Origin of the sequence: Alcaligenes sp. WGS1538, from assembly GCF_043187505.1 — a bacterium.
Taxonomy (GTDB): domain Bacteria; phylum Pseudomonadota; class Gammaproteobacteria; order Burkholderiales; family Burkholderiaceae_B; genus Alcaligenes.
Genome location: NZ_CP171109.1, coordinates 42,958 through 59,861 on the forward strand (window position 1 = coordinate 42,958; position 16,904 = coordinate 59,861).

Sequence of the window (16,904 nt, forward strand, 5' to 3'; positions counted from 1 at the left end):
GGACAGGAGAACATTTCAATGGCCAATACCACGGTCTACCAGGCTTTTCGCGATACCGCCCAACGCTGGGGCGACAAGCCGTTCGTGTGCACCCTGCCCGAAACCGCCGAGATCTACGGCATCCCGGCCGGCGAACTGAGCTACGGCCAAGCGCTGGAGCGCATCGACGCCCTGCGCGCCGACTATGCCGCCGCAGGCTATGGCCACGGCCACCGCGTGGGCATCCTGCTGGAGAACCGCCCGGTGTTCTTCCTGCACTGGTTCGCCCTGAACAGCCTGGGCGTGTCCATCGTCCCCATCAATCCGGACCTGCGCGCCGCCGAGCTGGAATACCTGATCGGCCACTCCGAGATGATCATGGCCATCGCCCTGCCCAGCCGCCACCAGGACCTGGTGGAAGCGGCCCAGCGGGCCGGCCAGCCCTTTGCCATCATGGCCGACGGCGATGTGCCGCCCGTGGTGACGCAGGCCGCATCGCGCTCCTGCGACATGCCCGACGAGCACAGCGAGTGCGCCCTGCTGTACACCTCCGGCACCACCGGCCGCCCCAAGGGCTGCATGCTGTCCAACCAGTATTTCCACTATGCGGGCGAATGGTATCGCGACATCGGCGGCCTGGCCCGGCTGCACCCCGGCCAGGAGCGCATGCTCACGCCCCTGCCCCTGTTCCACATGAACGCCATGGCCTGCTCGACCATGGCCATGGTCAAGACCGGCGGCTGCCTGATTTCCCTGGACCGCTTCCACCCGCGCAGCTGGTGGCAGTCGGTGCGCGAGTCGCGCGCCACCGTGGTGCACTACCTGGGCGTGATGCCCGCCATCCTGATGAAGGCCGAACCGTCCGCGCAGGACCGCGAGCACCAGGTGCGTTTCGGCTTCGGCGCCGGCGTGGACCGCGGCTTGCACCCCCTGTTCGAGGAACGCTTCGGCTTTCCGCTGCTGGAAGCCTGGGCCATGACCGAGACCGGCGCGGGCGCCAGCATCATCGCCAATCACGAGCCGCGCCACATCGGCACCTCCTGCTTCGGCAAGGAGATGCCGGTGGTCGAAGTGCTGCTGATGACCGACGAGGGCCGACCCGCGGCCACGGACGAGAACGGCGAGCTGCTGGTGCGCTCGGCCGGCGAGAATCCGCGCTATGGCTTTTTCTCCGGCTACTGGAAGGACCCGGCCGCCACCGACGAGGCCTGGAAGGACGGCTGGTTCCATACCGGGGACATCGTGCGCCGCGATGCGCAAGGCTATCTGCATTTCGTGGACCGCAAGAAGAACGTGATCCGCCGCAGCGGCGAGAACATCGCCGCCGTGGAAGTGGAGAACATCCTGCAGCAGAACCCGCTGGTGCGCTCCATTGCCGTGGCCGCCGTGCCCGATGACATCCGCGGCGACGAAGTCATGGCCCTGGTCGTGCCGCACGCGCCGCTGGCCAGCCGCGAGGACAAGGAGAAGGCCGCTGTCGAGCTGGTCAAGTGGGGCCTGACGCAGCTGGCCTATTTCAAGGTGCCCGGCTACGTCCTGTTCGTGGATGCGCTGCCCCTGACCTCCACCAACAAGATCCAGCGCGGCGAGCTCAAGACCGTGGCCCTGGCGGCCCTGGCCAATCCCGACTGCATCAACACCAACCACCTGAAAAAGCGCCAGGAGGCCTGAGTCATGGCCTTGAAGCCAAAAGCCCGGATGGCCTACGACGACGTCGTGCTGACCACGCCGGTGACCATTCCCTACCAGCGTCACTCCGAGCAGACGGCGCACTGGTGGCTGGGCGCGGGCCTGGGCCAGGCCATCCGCGAGGCTGGCCTGAGCAAGGCCGATGTCGACGGCGTGTGCGTGTCCAGCTTCACGCTGGGCACGGACACCGCCGTGGGCCTGATGCAGCACTTCCAGATGAGTCCGCGCTGGCTGGACCATATCCCCATGGGCGGGGCCAGCGGCGTGGTGGCCCTGCGCCGCGCGGCGCGCGCCGTGCAGTGCGGCGATGCGTCCATCGTGGCCTGCATCGCGGGCGACACGAACCAGCTCGAATCCTTCAAGAACACGGTGGCCGGCTTCTCGCGTTTCTCGCAGGACGCCGTCTACCCCTACGGCGCGGGCGGTCCCAATGCCAGCTTCGCGTTGCTGACCGACTATTACATGCGCCATTTCGGCGCCACCCGCGAAGATTTCGGCAAGCTGTGCGTGGCCCAGCGCGACAATGCGCTGCGCAATCCGCATGCCTTGATGAAAAAGCCCCTGACGCTGGAGCAGTACCTGGAGGCGCGCGTCATCGCCGACCCCATCCATCTGTTCGACTGTGTCATGCCTTGCGCGGGCGCGGAAGGCTTTCTGGTGATGCGCCGCGAACAGGCCGAGGAACTGGGCCTGCCTTACGTGCGCATCCGTTCCACCATCGAGCGCCACAATGCCTTTCCCCAGGATCCCGTGCAGTTTCGCGGCGGCTGGGCCATGGACAAGGACGCCTTTTACGAGCATGCTGGTCTGCGCCCGGCGGACGTGGACTTCCTGGAAACCTACGATGACTATCCGGTCATCAATGTATTGCAGTTCGAGGACCTGGGCTTCTGCGCCAAGGGCCAGGGCCCGGCCTTCATCCGCGAGCATACATTCACGATAGAGGGCAGCTTTCCCTTCAACACCAGCGGCGGCCAGCTGTCGGTGGGGCAGGCGGGCGCGGCCGGCGGCTACCTGGGCCTGGTGCAGGCCTTGCGGCAACTGACCGGCACGGCCGGCGACACGCAGGTGCGCGATGCGCGCATCGGCCTGGTCTCCGGCTTTGGCATGATCAACTATGACCGCGGCCTCTGCACCGCCGCGGCCCTGCTCGAACGAGGCCAGCCATGACGATTTCCGATGCCCTGAATGGCGCACTGCCGCCCGGCGCGCGCAGCGCCCCGGCGGCGGGCCTGACCGAGGCGGCGCAGCGCGGCGAATTCGCCCTGCAGGTCTGCCCGTCCTGCGGCACGGTGCAGTACCCCGTGCGCGACGTTTGCGACCGTTGCCTGCACACCACCCTGATCTGGAAGCAGGTGCCCGACACCGGCGTGCTGCGCGCCACCACCACGCTGCACCACAGCAACGAGGCCTACTTCCGCGCCCGCCTGCCCTGGCGCATCGGCACGGTGCAGCTGGATTGCGGCCCCTTCGCCATCGCCCATCTGCCCGAAGGCGGGCAGGCCGACCAGCCCGTGCGCCTGAGCCTGGAGCTGGACGAGGGCGGGGTGGCCGTGCTGGTGGCCCGGCCCGTCCCCTGAATTTGCCTGGAGAACAAGACATGACACAACCCCACTACACCGCCGTGGTCACCGGAGGCAGCACCGGCATTGGCGAAGACATCTGTCGCAAGATGCTCGATGCCGGCTATACCGTGATCTCCATGGCCCGCAATGCGCTGCCCTGGACCCACGAGCGCCTGCATTGCGTGCAGGTGGACCTGCTCGATGCCGCCGCCACGGAAAAAGCCGCGCAAGACATCGCAGAGCGCTTCGAGGTGACTCACTTCGTGCACAACGCCGGCGTGATCTGGCCCGCCCTGCTGCCCGAAGTGAAGCTGGAGGACCTGCAGGGACTGACCCAGATCCACCTGGGCTCGGCCATACAGATCACCCAGGCCGTGTTGCCGGCCATGCGCAAACGCCAGTTCGGCCGCATCATCCTGATGTCCTCGCGCGGCGTGCTGGGCCTGCAGACGCGCACCGCCTATTCGGCGACCAAGGCCGGCATGCTGGGCATGGCCCGCACCTGGGCGCTGGAGCTGGCCGACCAGGGCATCACGGTCAATGTGCTGGCTCCCGGCCCCATCCAGACCAATATGTTCTACGACGTGGTGGACGCCGGCAGCGAGCGCGAGGCCCAGCTGGCCGCCTCCATTCCCGTCAAGCGTCTGGGCCGCGTGGACGACATCAGCCGCGCCACCATGTTCTTCGCCGATCCGGAGAACGGTTTTGTCACCGGGCAGACCCTGTACGTCTGCGGCGGCGCCAGCGTGGGGACCTTGACGATCTGATCGCGCAGGTCCTTCACATCCTGCTGCGGCGATAGCCTCCTGGTTTTCCAGGGGGCTTTTTTATTCACTGAAGATTTGCCAGGGCTTGCCGGGTATGCAGTCGAACCGGCAACGTGTTCCTGGAATTCATGATTCTGGATGGATTTAAGGGTTTTTTTCTATTTACGTGGATTTGTTCATCTATAAACTATTTAGAACAGAAATATAAGAGGTGCGTCCGCGACCGCGCGCCGCACGCTCGCCGAGGAAACTGGCCCCGACCGGGCCGAGACAAGTGGAGCTGTAATGAACGACGATCTGCCAGGGATGGAGCTGGTACGGTCACGTGGAGTGGTAAGAGTTGTAGAAGCAATTCTGGATACCGTCTGTGTGGTCATCCTGATCCTCATGACCGGCATCACCACCGTGGACGTGGTGGGCCGGTATCTGTTTCATTCCCCCCTTCTGGGCGCCTATGAGGCCAGCGAACTGTTGCTGGGCGTGCTGATCTTTGCCGCCCTGCCGCGCGTGACCTGGCATCGACAGCACCTGACGGTCAGCCTGATCGACGCCTGGCTGGGACCGCTGGCGCGCCGCGTGCAGCAGTTCCTGATCAACGTCGCCTCCACGGTGATGCTGGCGGTGCTGACGGTCTACTTGTGGGAGCACGCCGACCAGCTGGCCGAATACGGCGACATGAGCAACGCCTTGCAGGTGCCCATCGCGCCCTTCGCCTACGCCATCTCCATCATGACCGGGATCGCCACCTTGGCCTCGCTGATCCAGGTCTTCTGCTCCCCCCGCCGATAAAGACGGAGTGTTTCCATGTTGATTTCCATTATCGGACTGGTCGTCCTGCTGGCCAGCCTTTTCCTGGGCCTGCCCATCGCCTGGGGCATGCTGCTGGTGGGCACGCTGGGCTTTGCCTATTTCACCGGCCTGGAGGCCGCCCTGACCATGGCGGCCCAGACCAGCTTCGACACCGCCATGAGCTACAGCTTCACGGTGCTGCCGCTGTTCATCCTGATGGGCAATCTGGTCAACGCCTCGGGCCTGTCCAAGGACCTGTACAAGGCCGCCAACGCCTTCATCGGCCACCTGCGCGGCGGCCTGGCCATGGCCACCATCGTGGCCTGCGGCGCCTTCAGCGCCCTGTGCGGCTCCAGCATGGCGACCACGGCCGCCATGGGCCGCGTGGCCATGCCCAATATGCGCAAGTACAACTACGATGACCGCCTGGCCACCGGCAGCATCGCCGCCGGCGGCACGCTGGGCATCCTGATTCCGCCCAGCGTGATGATGGTGGTCTACGGCATCCTGACGGAAACCGACATCGGCAAGCTGTTCGCCGCGGGATTCCTGCCCGGCATGGTCGCCATGCTGATGTACCTGGTCACCGTCATGATCATCACGGCCATCAACCCCAACCTGGGCCGCCCCGGCGAGAAGGCCGACTGGCGCGAGCGCCTGCAGGCCACCAAGGGCGTGCTGGCCATCACCGTGCTGTTCGTGGTCATCATGGGCGGCATCTACGGCGGCGTGTTCACCCCCACGGAAGCGGCCGGCATCGGCGCGGCGGCCACCTTCCTGATGACCTTCAAGCGCCGCGGCTGGCAGCCGCGCCTGTACCTGACCGTGCTGATCGAGGCGGCCCAGACCACCGCCATCATGTTCGCCCTGGTGATCGGCGCGCTGGTGTTCACCAACTTCCTGACGGTGGCCGGCCTGCCCAACCAGCTGCTGGGCTTCATCGACGGCATCGACGTCTCGCCCATCGTGGTGATCCTGATCATCTGCGCCATCTACCTGGTGCTGGGGTGCTTTCTGGAAACCATGTCCATGGTCATGCTGACCGTGCCCATCTTCTACCCCATCGTGGCCTCGCTGGGCTTCGATCTGGTGTGGTTCGGCATCATCGTGGTGGTGGCCGCCGAGATCAGCCTGATCACCCCGCCGCTGGGCCTGAACATCTTCATGATCAAGAACGTGATGCCGGACGTGTCGCTGGGCACCATCATCCGCGGGGTGACGCCTTTCGTGATCACCGACATCGTGCGCCTGCTGCTGCTGATCTTCGTGCCCTGGATCATCCTGGTCATACCCAACAGCATGTAAACCGAAATTTTGCCGCTGGGCCGTGCCCCGGCAAGACATAACCAACGAGGAGTCATTATGCGTATTTTCAAGAAACTGGGTCTGAGCCTGGGCCTGGCCGCCGCCGCGCTGGCCCCGACGCTGCCGTCCGCGGCTGCCGAAGTCACCACCCTGCGTTTTTCCCAGTGGATGCCGCCGGGCCACTACATCGTCACCGAGATGTTCGAGCCCTGGGCCAAGGAAGTGGAGAAGGTCACCGAAGGCCGCGTGAAGGTGGAGTTCATCAATGCGCTGGGCAAGCCGCAGGCCCACCTGGACCTGGTGCGCAACGGCGTGGCGGACCTGGGCATGTCGGTGCACAGCTACACCGCCAACCGTTTCCCGCTGATCGAATTCGCCGAGCTGCCTTTCACCACCGATGACGGCGGCGTGAACTCGGTGGCCTACTGGCGCACCTATGAAAAGTTCATGATGGACGCCGGCGAGCATAAGGGCGTCAAGCTGATGGGCGTGTGGACCAGCCCGGCCACAGTGATCTTCACCAGCCGCGAGGACGTGAAGTCCATTGACGATCTGAAGGGCATGAAGCTGCGTTCGCCCAGTCCGCTGTTCGATGCCATCGGCAAGGCCCTGGGCATCGTCACGGTCAATGCGCCGGCCTCCGACAGCTATGAAATGCTCTCGCGCGGGGTGATCGACGGCATGTACTTCCAGTACGACCAGATCGAGAACTGGAAGCTGGACAAGTTGATCAAGACCGCCGTGTCCGTGCCGGGCGGCTTTGGCAAGTCCAGCCAGTACCTGTTCATGAACGAGCGCAAGTGGAAGAGCCTATCCGAGCAGGACCGCGCCGCCATCGAGAAGATCACCGGCGAATGGATGGCCAACGATTTCGGCTCCAAGTGGCAGGCCGCCGAGCAGAAGGCCATCGAGAAACTGACCGCGGAGGGCCTGAAGACGGTGCGCATCGAGGGCGAGGCCCTGGAACAGCTGAAGCAGCGCCTGGCCTTTGTCGAAGCGGACTGGCTGAAGGCCGCCGAGAAGAAGAAGGTGGACGGCCCCGCCGCCCTGGCCTACTTCCGTGAACAGATCAAGGAACTGAGCGCCGCCAAGCAGCAGTAAGCGGCTTCGCATGGCTGGATGAACCCCGCGCCCTTCGGGTCGCGGGGTTTTTTTCATTCCAGGCGTTGCGGCGGCTTGTGCAGGTCGTAGTGTTCCTTGACGGGGTATTCGACGATCGTGGCCGTGCTGTCGTAGTAGCTTGCCAGGGCGCTGCCGTCGAAGAAGGTGTCGAACCGGTCCCGGGAGCGCAGCGTGCGCCGGAAGTGGTACTGGGGAATTTCGATGCGGGCCAGCTTGCGCTCCAGCCCGTCGGCGATGATGGCCCTGCGGACCTGGTCCTGCTGCCAGGCGCCGTGATAGGCGCGCAGCATGAGCCCGCTGGACAGCAGCCATGCAAGGGCGCAGGCCGCGAGCGTGACGGACAGGCTGCGCCGCCAGAGCGCCGCCTTGTCCTGCAGGTCGTGCCCATACAGGGACAGCGCGACCAGCAGGTACATGAATCCGCCATTCAGGGCCCGTTTCGGAATATTGGGCGCCAGGACCAGAATGGCGTTGGCCAGGCAGGAGGCGCCGACCAGCAGAGCCATTGCGCGCCGGGTTTTGGGGGACGGCGGGCCGGCATGCAGGCGCCACGCTCCCAGGATGAGGAAGACGCCGGCGTAGCGCAGCATGGCGTCGGGAAAGCGGCGGCTGAAATGGTCCCAGGCGCGCCCGAGCGCGGGCTGGCTGTACCAGTGGTCGAAGGCTTCGGCGCGGATCTGATTGCCCGGCGCCAGCAGCAGTATGGCAATGCCGGCCGCCATGCACAGCAGCCAGACAAGGGGCCATGCGCCCAGGGGGCGTTGGCGGGCATGGCGGTAGGTCAGCCAGGCCAGCAGGCACCAGGTGACGATGCCGGTGTTTTCGTTGGAACAGCCGGCCGGCACGGCCAGCAGGGCCAGGGCCGCGGCCAGCCAGAGCGGCGTGGAGCCTTGCCGCAGACGCCACAGATAGGCGAGCGCAAAGCCGAAGTTGAAGACATTGGGCCACAGGTAATTGGCGGCGCCCACGACCCAGAAGGTGGTCTGCCCCAGGTCGGGGTTGGCGAGCCAGTAAAGAAAGAAGACCAGCAATACGAGCTGCGGCCGCAGCGTCCGGCCGGCCAGGCGGGCCCCCAGCGCGGCCAGGATGAGGGACAGGCCGGCCACGGCCATGGTGTTGAGCATGGCGACCACCCAGGTCTGCTCCAGGTTGAGCATCCAGCTGGACAGCGTATCCGCGACCAGGCGCCCGCTCCAGCCCGTGTAGTGGCGCCAGACCGCATCCCATGACACGCCTTTATTGGCGTAGCTGAAGTCGTCGGAGCTCATGGGCGTGAGCCAGTTCAGCGCCCAGGTCGCCGCCAGGGCCAACACCGCCAGGCAGACCGCGATGCGGTTTGAAAGTCGCGCGCGCAGGCGGGGCGTGCCGATGCTGGGAGAGGTGGCGGCGAGGGGATGACTCATGGTGATTCGCTGGAAAATGGCCCAAGGGCGCAGACTACCGTATTGGATTTCATTTAACCGTTCATTCGTGAAATCGCCGGTGATATTCCTTATTACGTAACTGCCTTGGCGAGTGAGTTTCGCTGACAGCCGTTTAAAGGCCGGGACGGGCGGTTCTGGACGCGTGCCGGCGCGCATCATTGCCCGGCGCGGCGCCTGCTCCTTTAAGCCTAAACAAGATTGGGGTTTTCCCTGCTTTTGCGTGTTGCTGCGTTTATCGGCCAGGCGCTGCGCAAAGTGGATATACCCGCTTTGGATGCGCTCCTACCATGGGCCTCACTGTCAAACCCAAAAAGAAAAGGAGTGGAGACATGGGGGGCATGAAAAAGAACGCAATGGCGGCCCTGCTGGCGGCCGGTTCGCTGGGCGCGGGCTCGGCCTGGGCCATCGAAGGCAACGGCCTGCCCGTCTATCCGGACGGCCTGGAGAACTACATGAGCGGCGCCTTGCCGCCGCCCGGCGTGCACGCGCTGATCTATGGCGGGGCCATGCGCTACGACTCGGTGCGCGATCGCCATGGCGACAAGCTGCCGATTCCGGACTTCCGCGTGGACGTGGGCGTGATCGCGCCGCGCCTGGTGTGGGTGACGGAGCAGCAGGTGCTGGGCGGCCAACTGGCCTTTCACGCGCTGGCGCCGCTCTTGACCGTCAAGGCGCAGGCCGCGGGCCAGTCGCAGCGCCGCAGCGGCCTGGGCGACGTGGTGTTCGGCCCGGCCCTGGGCTTTCATCCCAGCGAGAAGCTGCACTACATCCTGGGCGTGGACTTCGTGGCGCCCACGGGCCGCTACGACGTCAATGACAGCGCCAACCTGGGCCGCAACTACTGGGCCATCCAGCCCGCCGCCGCCCTGAGCTACATCCAGCCCAGCGGCCTGAACGCGGACCTGAAGGTGATGTTCGACATCAACATGCGCAATCGCGACACCGACACCCGCACGGGCAAGGCCATCCATGCCGACTACGCCCTGGGCTGGGGGCTGGGCAACGGCCTGGTGGTGGGCGTGGGCGGCTACGCCTACCAGCAGATCGAGCGCGACCGCGGCCCCCTGGCCGGGGACGGCCGCGCCCGGGCCTTCGCCATCGGCCCCAGCATCCGCTACGCCAACGACAAGGGCCTGCTGATCACCGCCAAGTACCAGCAGGACCTGGGCGTGCGCGGCCGCCCCGAAGGCAAGCAGTTTTTTGTGAAAGTGGCGGTGCCGTTCTGACGGCCCGAAGCAGGAGAGTGACATGAAAGGACTCAAGGACAAGGTATTCGTGGTGACTGGCGGGGCGACCCGCATCGGCGCCGGCGTGGTCGAGGTGCTGCTGGGCTACGGCGCGCGCGTGGCGGTGTTCGACATCGATGCGGTCGGCGGACGCAAGGCGGTGGGCGCGGACGAGGCGCGCGCCAGGTTCTGGGAAGCGGACATCACCGACGACGCCCGCCTCGAGGCCGCCGCGCAGCAGGTGCAGGCGCATTTCGGCCGCGTGGACGGCCTGGTCAATCTGGCCTGCTCCTACCTGGACGAAGGCATGGCCTCGAGCCGCGCGGACTGGCTCAAGGCGCTGGACATCAATCTGGTCAGCGCCGTGCAGGCCGCCAAGGCCGTGCGGCCCCTGCTGCCCCGGGGCGGTTCCATCGTCAACTTCACCTCGATTTCCTCGTCCATCGCCCAGACCGGACGCTGGCTCTACCCCGTGTCCAAGGCGGCGCTGCTGCAGCTCACGCGCAGCATGGCCATGGACTTCGCCCCCGACGGCATCCGCGTCAATTCCGTCTCGCCCGGCTGGACCTGGTCGCGCGTGATGGACGAGCTGACCGGCGGCGATCGCGCCAAGACCGATCGCGTCGCCTCCGCCTTCCACCTGCTGGGCCGCGTGGGCGACCCGCAGGAAGTGGGCGAAGTCGTGGCCTTCCTGCTGTCCGACGCCGCCAGCTTCGTGACCGGCGCCGACTATGCCGTGGACGGCGGCTATTCGGCCATGGGTCCCGAGCAGAACGTGCCGGCCATCCCCAAGCTGGCCGAGTAGCGAGCGCCCCCGCCCGGCCCCGCGCCCTCGCGCAAACCTCGCCGTTTACGGCCGGGTCAAGCAAGGCGGGATCGCTGTGGCGCGGCAAGCGTCCCATGAATCATGGCGAAGAGGCTCCGGACAGGAAGCCGGAGTTCTTCACTCTCTAGAAGGAAATCATTATGCGTAAAGTTGCTATCGTGGGCGCCGGCCAGGCCGGCATGCCCGTTGCATTCGGCCTGCTGGCCAAGGGCTATGAAGTGGCCGTGTTCACCAACCGCAGCCCGGACGACGTGCGCCGCGGCCGCGTGATGTCCAGCCAGTGCATGTTCGCCGAGGCTCTGGACGTGGAGCGCCGCCTGGGCCTGAATTTCTGGGACGAGGAATGCCCGCCCGTCCAGGGCATCGGCTTCGCCCTGCCCAATCCCGAGCAGCCCGACACCAAGGCGGTGGACTGGAGCGGCCGGCTGGACCGCGAGGCGCAGGCCACCGACCAGCGCGTCAAGATGCCATACTGGCTGGAGCTGTTCGAGCAGCGCGGCGGCAAGCTGGTCCTGGAGGACGTGGGCGTGGCCGAGCTGGAGCGCATCACGCAGGAATACGACCTGACCATGCTGGCCGCCGGCAAGGGCGAGGTGGTCAAGCTGTTCGAGCGCGACGCCGACCGTTCCCCCTATGACAAGCCCCAGCGCGCCCTGGCCCTGACCTACGTGCACGGCCTGGAGCCCACGCCCGAGTATTCGCGCGTGTCCTTCAATTTCATCCCGGGCGTGGGCGAATACTTCGTGTTCCCTTCCCTGACCCTGTCCGGCCCCTGCGACATTATGGTGTTCGAAGGCGTGCCCGGCGGCCCGCTGGACCGTTTCCGCGATGCCAAGACGCCCGAGGCGCACCTGGAGCAGAGCCTGTCCTTCCTGCGCGACTTCCTGCCCTGGGAGGCCGACCGCGCCCGCAACGTGGAACTGACCGACGTGCAGGGCTACCTGTCCGGAGCCTTCCCTCCCACGGTGCGCAAGCCCGTGCTGACGCTGCCCTCGGGCCGTATCGTGCTGGGCCTGGGCGATGCCGTGGTGGTCAACGACCCCATCACCGGCCAGGGTTCCAATAACGCCGCCAAGGCCGCTCAGGTCTACCTGGACAGCATACTGGAGCACGGCGAGGGCGCCTTCGACCGCGCCTGGATGCAGGCCACGTTCGATCGCTACTGGAACTACGCGAACCTGGTGGTGCGCTGGACCAATTCCATGCTGGTGCCGCCTACCGAGCAGTCCTTCGCCCTGCTGACGTCCGCCCAGCAACATCCGCGCCTAGCGCATTTCCTGGCCAACGCCTTCAACCACCCGCCCGTGCTGTTCCCCGCCTGGGACGACATGGGCGCGGCGCAGCAACTGATTGCCCAGAGCGCGAGCCAGACCGTGGCCGCCTGATACACGAGGAGAAGCATCATGACCCCGACCGCTACGCTGCAACGTCCTTCGCCCGAGCCGGCTCCCGTACTGGCCGCCGGGCCCCGCGCCCAGTCCGCGGGCGGCCCGAACGTGATCGACAGCCGCGCTTTCCGCCAGGCGCTGGGCCATTTCCCGACCGGAGTGGCCATCGTCACCACCCGCTGTCCGGATGGCCGGGCGGTGGGGCTGACCATCAATTCCTTCACCTCCCTGTCGCTGGAGCCGCCGCTGGTGATGTGGAGCCTGGTGAACCATTCCCCCAGCCTGGAGATTTTCCAGAACTGCAGCCACTTCGCCATCAACGTGATCAGCCAGGAGCAGGTGCCCGTGGCCCTGGGCTTCGCCAACTCGCAGGTCAAGGACAAGTTCGCGCTGGTCTCGCACATGGACGGCGAGGAAGGCGTGCCATTGATCGATGATTGCGTAGCCACTTTCGTGTGCGAGAACTACCGCCAGCACGAAGGCGGCGACCATACCTTGTTCATCGGCCGGGTGGTGCGGCACAACACGCTGACCGAGCACGAGCCGGCCGTCTTCCATCGCGGCCGCTTCGCGACCCTGTCCACCCCGCAGGGAGACCGCTGACATGAGCGAGGCGCACAGCGCCGACGTGGTCCTCGTCGGCAGCGGGATGAACTCCCTGACCTGCGCGGCCCTGCTGGCCCAGCGGGGCCTGAAGGTGACGGTGCTGGAGCGCAATGCCGTGGCCGGCGGCTGCATACGCACCGAGGAGCTGTTTCCGGGCTTTACGCACGACGTGCTCTCGAGCTGGTATCCGCTGTTCATGGGCGGGGCTTCCTATGCGGCGCTCTCGGGCCCCCTGGCGGCGGCCGGCCTGGAGTTCGCGCAGGGCCAGTACAGCACCGGCCTGGCCATTCCCGGCGGCCCGGCCCTGGCCTTGCGCCAGGACATGGACGATACCGTGCGCCGCTTCAACAGCCTGGCGCCTGGCGAGGGCGACGCCCTGGGCGCCATGGCGGCGCGCATGTTCGGTCCGGACGCCGGCCTGGTGTTCGGCCTGCTGGGCGGTGAACCCTACCGCTGGCCCATGGCCAGGCTGGTGTTCGGCGCCTGGCGCGAGCGCGGCCTGGACGGCCTGCTGGCCTTCGGCTCGCAGGCGCTGGAGAGTTTCCGGCGCTGGGCCTTGCGCGACTTGCGCACGGATCTGGCGCGCGCCATGATCGCGCCCTGGGTGTTGCACAGCGGCCTGGGTCCGGACGAAGCCAGCTCTGCCCTGATCGGCAAGCTGACCTTCGGGGCCGTGGTCGGCGGCGGCATGCCGGTGGTCAAGGGCGGCAGCGCGCGCATCGTGCAGGCTTTCACCCGCCTCATCGAGCAGGCCGGCGGCGCCGTGCTGACCGATCGTCATGTGGACCGCGTACTGGTCGAGGGCGGCAAGGCCACGGGCGTGAGCGTGGGCGCGCAGGTCTATCGGGCGCGCCGCGCCGTGGTCTGCAATGTGACGCCCGGCCAGCTCTACGGCGAGCTGCTGCCCGAGGTCGAGCCCGCCCTGCAGCAGTCGGCCCGCGACTATCACTATGGCCGCGGCGGCATGCAGATCCACTTCGCCTTGAATTCTCCGCCCGACTGGGTGGATCCGGAGCTGGCCCGCGTGCCCATGGTGCATGTCACCGAAAGCATGGAGCAGGTCTGCGCCTCGGTCGTCATGGCCAACAACGGCTACCTGCCGGCCCGCCCCACCCTGGCCGTGGGGCAGCCGGTGGCGGTGGATGCGAGCCGCGCCCCCGATGGGCACTGGATATTGTGGGTGCAGATGCAGGAGCTGCCCGCGCGCATCAAGGGTGACGAGGCGGGACAGATCGCCGTGCCGCCCGGCGGGCGCTGGACCGAGGCGGTGCGCGAGGCCATGGCCGATCGCGTGCAGGCGCGCCTGGAAACCGTGATGCCCGGCCTGGCCGGCAAGATCATCGGCCGGCGCAGCTTCAGCCCCGCCGATCTGGAGTCCTTGAACATGAACCTGGTGGGCGGCGATCCCTACAGCGGCGTGTGCTCGCCCGATCAGTTCTTCTTCATGCGCCCGTTCGCCGGCCACAAGAAGGCCCGCAGCGGCGCCACGCCTTGGCGCAACCTGCACCAGATCGGGGCTTCAGTGCATCCCGGTCCCGGCCTGGGCGGCCAGTCGGGCTATCTGGCGGCGCAGCGCATCCTGAAGGGCTAGAACAGGTCCGGAGGTGTCAGGCGGGGGCCGGCCGCCTCAGTGCTGCAGGCCCCGCACGCGCAGCAGGGTCTGGCTCGGCGTCTCGCCGAAACGGCTGCGGTATTCGGCGCTGAAGCGGCCCTGGTGGGCGAAGCCCCAACGCATGGCCAGGTCGGCCAGGGACAGGTGGACCTGGTCCGAATGCATCAGCTCGTGGCGCAGCCGGTCCAGCCGCACCTGGCGCAGGTACTGCATGGGGCTGAGGCCGTAATGGTCGCGGAAAGCCTGCTGCAGCGTGCGTGCGCTCACCCCGGCCACCGCGCTCAGCTCGTCCACCGTGATGGGCAGGTGGGCCTTGTCCTGCAGGTAGGCTTCCACCTTCTTCAGATGGCGCGGCAGCACGCGGCCCAGCGGCTGGCGCCGGGCCTGGGCGGGCGGATGCAGGCCCAGCAGCGTGGTCACGGTCAGCTGTTCGAGCTGGCTGACGAGCAGCGGCGAGCGCAGGATGTCCTGCGAGTTGCGGGCGCAGTCCAGCACGAAGCGCAGCATGATCTGCCAGGAAGGCTGGGTGTGCGCCTGCAGGCGCACCGGAAAGACCAGCCCTTGCGGGCCCGCGTCCAGCCCCAGTCCGCGCGCGGCCTGCTCGACCAGGCTGCGGTCTATCTTGAGCATGAGCTGTTCGTTGTTGGCGTGCCAGACCATGTCCACGTCCTCGTTGGGGTTGAGGATGGTGGCGGTGTCGGGGGCGGACTCCACGGTCTGTCCGCCGCAGCGCACGCGGGCGGTGCCGTACTGCGGCATCTGCACCAGGTAGAAGCCGGCCAGGTGCTCGGGCTGGATGTGCACGTCGGCGCCATAGCCCAGGCGGCTGAGCGCCACCTGGCCGAACTGCGCGTGGCGCAATCGGGTCTGCAGGGTCTGGTCGGCGCGCAACTGGCTGAGCTGGTGCGATTTGATCAAGTCGCTGACCGAATTGCGCACCTGCTCCAGGTCACCGGATGCGAAACAGGCCCATTGTGTGGTGGTGTTCTGCATGATTCGTGCGCCTGGATGGTTCAGGAAGGCAGGGTTTGTAGGCAAAACCTTGAGTTTCAACGGTTTGCAGCAGTTATATTTTAGTTGTAAAGTATATCGTGGGCCATCGGGATTTCCCGAGGTGCATTCCTTGACGAACAACAGAGAGAACCGTGCAGGAAGATTTTCATTTCTACGAGCCGACGCAAGGCCATGGGCTGCGTCATGACCCCATCAGTTCCATCGTCGGCCCTCGCGTCATCGGCTGGATCGGCACCAAGAGCACGCAGGGCGTGCTGAACCTGGCCCCCTACAGTTTCTGCAATGTGTTCAACTACCGCCCGCCGGTGATCGCCTTTTCCAGCGTGGGCTACAAGGACAGCATCCGCAACGCCATCGAGACCGGCGTGTTCACCTGGAACCTGGCCACGCGCGAGCTGGCCGAGCGCATGAACCAGACCAGCCTGGAGCAGGACGTGCGCGAATTCGAGATCGCCGGCCTGACGCCGGTGGAATCGCGTTTCGTGGACGCGCCGCGCGTGGGCGAGAGTCCGGCTTCGCTGGAGTGCAGGCTGACGCATCATTTCCGCCTGCAGGACTCGCAGGGCAAGGAACTGGACACCTGGATGGTGCTGGGCGAAGTCGTGGGCGTGCACGTGTCGCCCGATTGCATCGTGGACGGCATCTACCAGACCGCCCTGCCGCGCCCCATTCTGCGCGGCGGCGGCCCCGGCGATTATTTCGAAGTCTCGGACACGACGCTGTTCGACATGCGCCGGCCCAAGTAGGCGTTAGCGCGGGTGGTCCCCGGCCGCCAGGAACTGGGCCAGGCGGGGACTGCGCGGGGCCACCAGCACCTGCTCGGGCGCGCCTTCTTCCTCGACCACGCCTTCGTGCAGGTAGACCACCTTGGTGGATACATTGCGCGCAAAGCTCATTTCGTGCGTCACCACCACCATGGTGCGGCCTTCCTCGGCCAGGTCCTGCATCACGCGCAGCACCTCGCCCACGCGTTCCGGGTCCAGGGCGGAGGTCGGTTCATCGAACAGCATCACTTCGGGCTCCAGCGCCAGCGCCCGGGCGATGGCCACGCGCTGCTGCTGGCCGCCGGACAGGAAGGCCGGGTATTGCCTGGCCAGGTCGCGCGACAGGCCCACCTTGTCCAGGTAGTGCTCGGCCTTGGCGATGGCCTGGGCCTTGTCCACGCCTTGCACATGGATTGGCGTGGCGATGATGTTTTCCAGCACCGTCATGTGGGACCACAGGTTGAAGTGCTGGAACACCATGGCCAGGCTGGTGCGCAGGCGCATCAGCTGCTGCTTGTCCTGCACGGCCAGCTCGCCCGTCCTGGGGTCCGGCCGGGTCTTGAGTTCCTCGCCCTTGATGACGATGCGGCCCGCGCTGGGCGTCTCCAGGAAGTTGATGCAGCGCAGGAAGGTGCTCTTGCCCGAACCGCTGGAGCCGATCAGGCTGATGACGTCTCCAGGCTCGGCGCTCAGCGACACTCCTTTGAGGACTTCCAGGGAGCCGTAGCGTTTGTGAATGTTTTCGATGAGCAGGTTGGGCATGGAGGGCGTATCGTGTCGGAAATGAAAAAGGTCGGCCGGGCGTTGCGCGCGAAAGGGGAATTACAT

General features: G+C 66.4%; 16 protein-coding genes. 13 read left to right on the plus strand and 3 right to left on the minus strand.

The genetic code is table 11. The features are described 5' to 3' along the window. The first annotated feature begins 18 nt into the window (after positions 1-18). The 7 genes from ACF3ND_RS00200 to ACF3ND_RS00230 all read left to right on the plus strand — a co-directional run bounded on the left by ACF3ND_RS00200 (position 19) and on the right by ACF3ND_RS00230 (position 7,195). Entirely contained in the window at positions 19-1,650 is a 1,632-nt protein-coding gene (locus ACF3ND_RS00200; protein WP_394063096.1) for an AMP-binding protein, read from the plus strand. A 3-nt stretch (positions 1,651-1,653) separates the two neighbouring features. Continuing rightward, complete coding sequence (locus ACF3ND_RS00205) at positions 1,654-2,838, plus strand: thiolase family protein (RefSeq protein WP_394063098.1); 1,185 nt, start codon at positions 1,654-1,656, stop codon at positions 2,836-2,838. Next, positions 2,835-3,248: a Zn-ribbon domain-containing OB-fold protein gene (locus ACF3ND_RS00210; RefSeq protein WP_394063100.1), complete on the plus strand. Its 414-nt coding sequence runs from the start codon at positions 2,835-2,837 to the stop codon at positions 3,246-3,248. The genes ACF3ND_RS00205 and ACF3ND_RS00210 overlap by 4 nt, the downstream gene beginning before the upstream one ends. Before the next feature lie 20 nt (positions 3,249-3,268). Further along, on the plus strand, positions 3,269-4,000 hold the full coding sequence (locus tag ACF3ND_RS00215) for an SDR family NAD(P)-dependent oxidoreductase (RefSeq protein ID WP_394063102.1): 732 nt from the start codon (positions 3,269-3,271) through the stop codon (positions 3,998-4,000). Positions 4,001-4,285: 285 nt separating this feature from the next. Continuing rightward, a complete protein-coding gene (locus ACF3ND_RS00220; RefSeq protein WP_394063104.1) occupies positions 4,286-4,789 on the plus strand; it encodes a TRAP transporter small permease in 504 nt (167 codons plus the stop codon). A gap of 15 nt (positions 4,790-4,804) precedes the next feature. Then, the gene (locus tag ACF3ND_RS00225) at positions 4,805-6,094 is read left to right on the plus strand and encodes a TRAP transporter large permease (RefSeq protein WP_394063106.1); all 1,290 of its coding nucleotides are present in this window, start codon (positions 4,805-4,807) and stop codon (positions 6,092-6,094) included. A gap of 57 nt (positions 6,095-6,151) precedes the next feature. Beyond that, positions 6,152-7,195 carry a TRAP transporter substrate-binding protein gene (locus ACF3ND_RS00230; protein ID WP_394063108.1) on the plus strand — a complete coding sequence of 348 codons (1,044 nt, stop codon included), beginning with the start codon at positions 6,152-6,154 and terminating at the stop codon, positions 7,193-7,195. 53 nt (positions 7,196-7,248) lie between these two features. Here ACF3ND_RS00230 and ACF3ND_RS00235 read toward each other — a convergent pair whose 3' ends face one another. Next, a complete protein-coding gene (locus ACF3ND_RS00235) occupies positions 7,249-8,619 on the minus strand; it encodes a DUF6056 family protein (RefSeq protein ID WP_394063110.1) in 1,371 nt (456 codons plus the stop codon). Positions 8,620-8,978: 359 nt separating this feature from the next. On the opposite strand from ACF3ND_RS00235, the gene ACF3ND_RS00240 reads away from it, so the two are divergent. The 5 genes from ACF3ND_RS00240 to ACF3ND_RS00260 all read left to right on the plus strand — a co-directional run bounded on the left by ACF3ND_RS00240 (position 8,979) and on the right by ACF3ND_RS00260 (position 14,277). Then, positions 8,979-9,866 (plus strand): transporter, encoded by an 888-nt coding sequence (locus ACF3ND_RS00240; RefSeq protein WP_394063112.1) that lies wholly within the window; start codon positions 8,979-8,981, stop codon positions 9,864-9,866. A 22-nt stretch (positions 9,867-9,888) separates the two neighbouring features. Further along, positions 9,889-10,671: an SDR family oxidoreductase gene (locus ACF3ND_RS00245; protein ID WP_394063114.1), complete on the plus strand. Its 783-nt coding sequence runs from the start codon at positions 9,889-9,891 to the stop codon at positions 10,669-10,671. 161 nt (positions 10,672-10,832) lie between these two features. Next, positions 10,833-12,077, plus strand: a complete 1,245-nt coding sequence (locus tag ACF3ND_RS00250) for a styrene monooxygenase/indole monooxygenase family protein (protein WP_394063116.1) — start codon at positions 10,833-10,835, stop codon at positions 12,075-12,077. 18 nt (positions 12,078-12,095) lie between these two features. Further along, positions 12,096-12,683: a flavin reductase family protein gene (locus ACF3ND_RS00255; protein ID WP_394063118.1), complete on the plus strand. Its 588-nt coding sequence runs from the start codon at positions 12,096-12,098 to the stop codon at positions 12,681-12,683. A gap of 1 nt (position 12,684) precedes the next feature. After that, entirely contained in the window at positions 12,685-14,277 is a 1,593-nt protein-coding gene (locus tag ACF3ND_RS00260) for a phytoene desaturase family protein (protein ID WP_394063120.1), read from the plus strand. Positions 14,278-14,313: 36 nt separating this feature from the next. On the opposite strand, the gene ACF3ND_RS00265 is transcribed toward ACF3ND_RS00260, so the two are convergent. Continuing rightward, positions 14,314-15,291, minus strand: coding sequence for an AraC family transcriptional regulator (locus ACF3ND_RS00265; protein ID WP_394063122.1), 978 nt, complete (start codon positions 15,289-15,291; stop codon positions 14,314-14,316). Between the two features lie 152 nt (positions 15,292-15,443). Here ACF3ND_RS00265 and ACF3ND_RS00270 point away from each other — a divergent pair, with 152 nt between their 5' ends. Further along, positions 15,444-16,058 carry a flavin reductase family protein gene (locus ACF3ND_RS00270; protein ID WP_394063124.1) on the plus strand — a complete coding sequence of 205 codons (615 nt, stop codon included), beginning with the start codon at positions 15,444-15,446 and terminating at the stop codon, positions 16,056-16,058. A 3-nt stretch (positions 16,059-16,061) separates the two neighbouring features. On the opposite strand, the gene ACF3ND_RS00275 is transcribed toward ACF3ND_RS00270, so the two are convergent. Continuing rightward, the gene (locus ACF3ND_RS00275) at positions 16,062-16,838 is read right to left on the minus strand and encodes an ABC transporter ATP-binding protein (RefSeq protein ID WP_394063126.1); all 777 of its coding nucleotides are present in this window, start codon (positions 16,836-16,838) and stop codon (positions 16,062-16,064) included. Positions 16,839-16,904 lie beyond the last annotated feature (66 nt).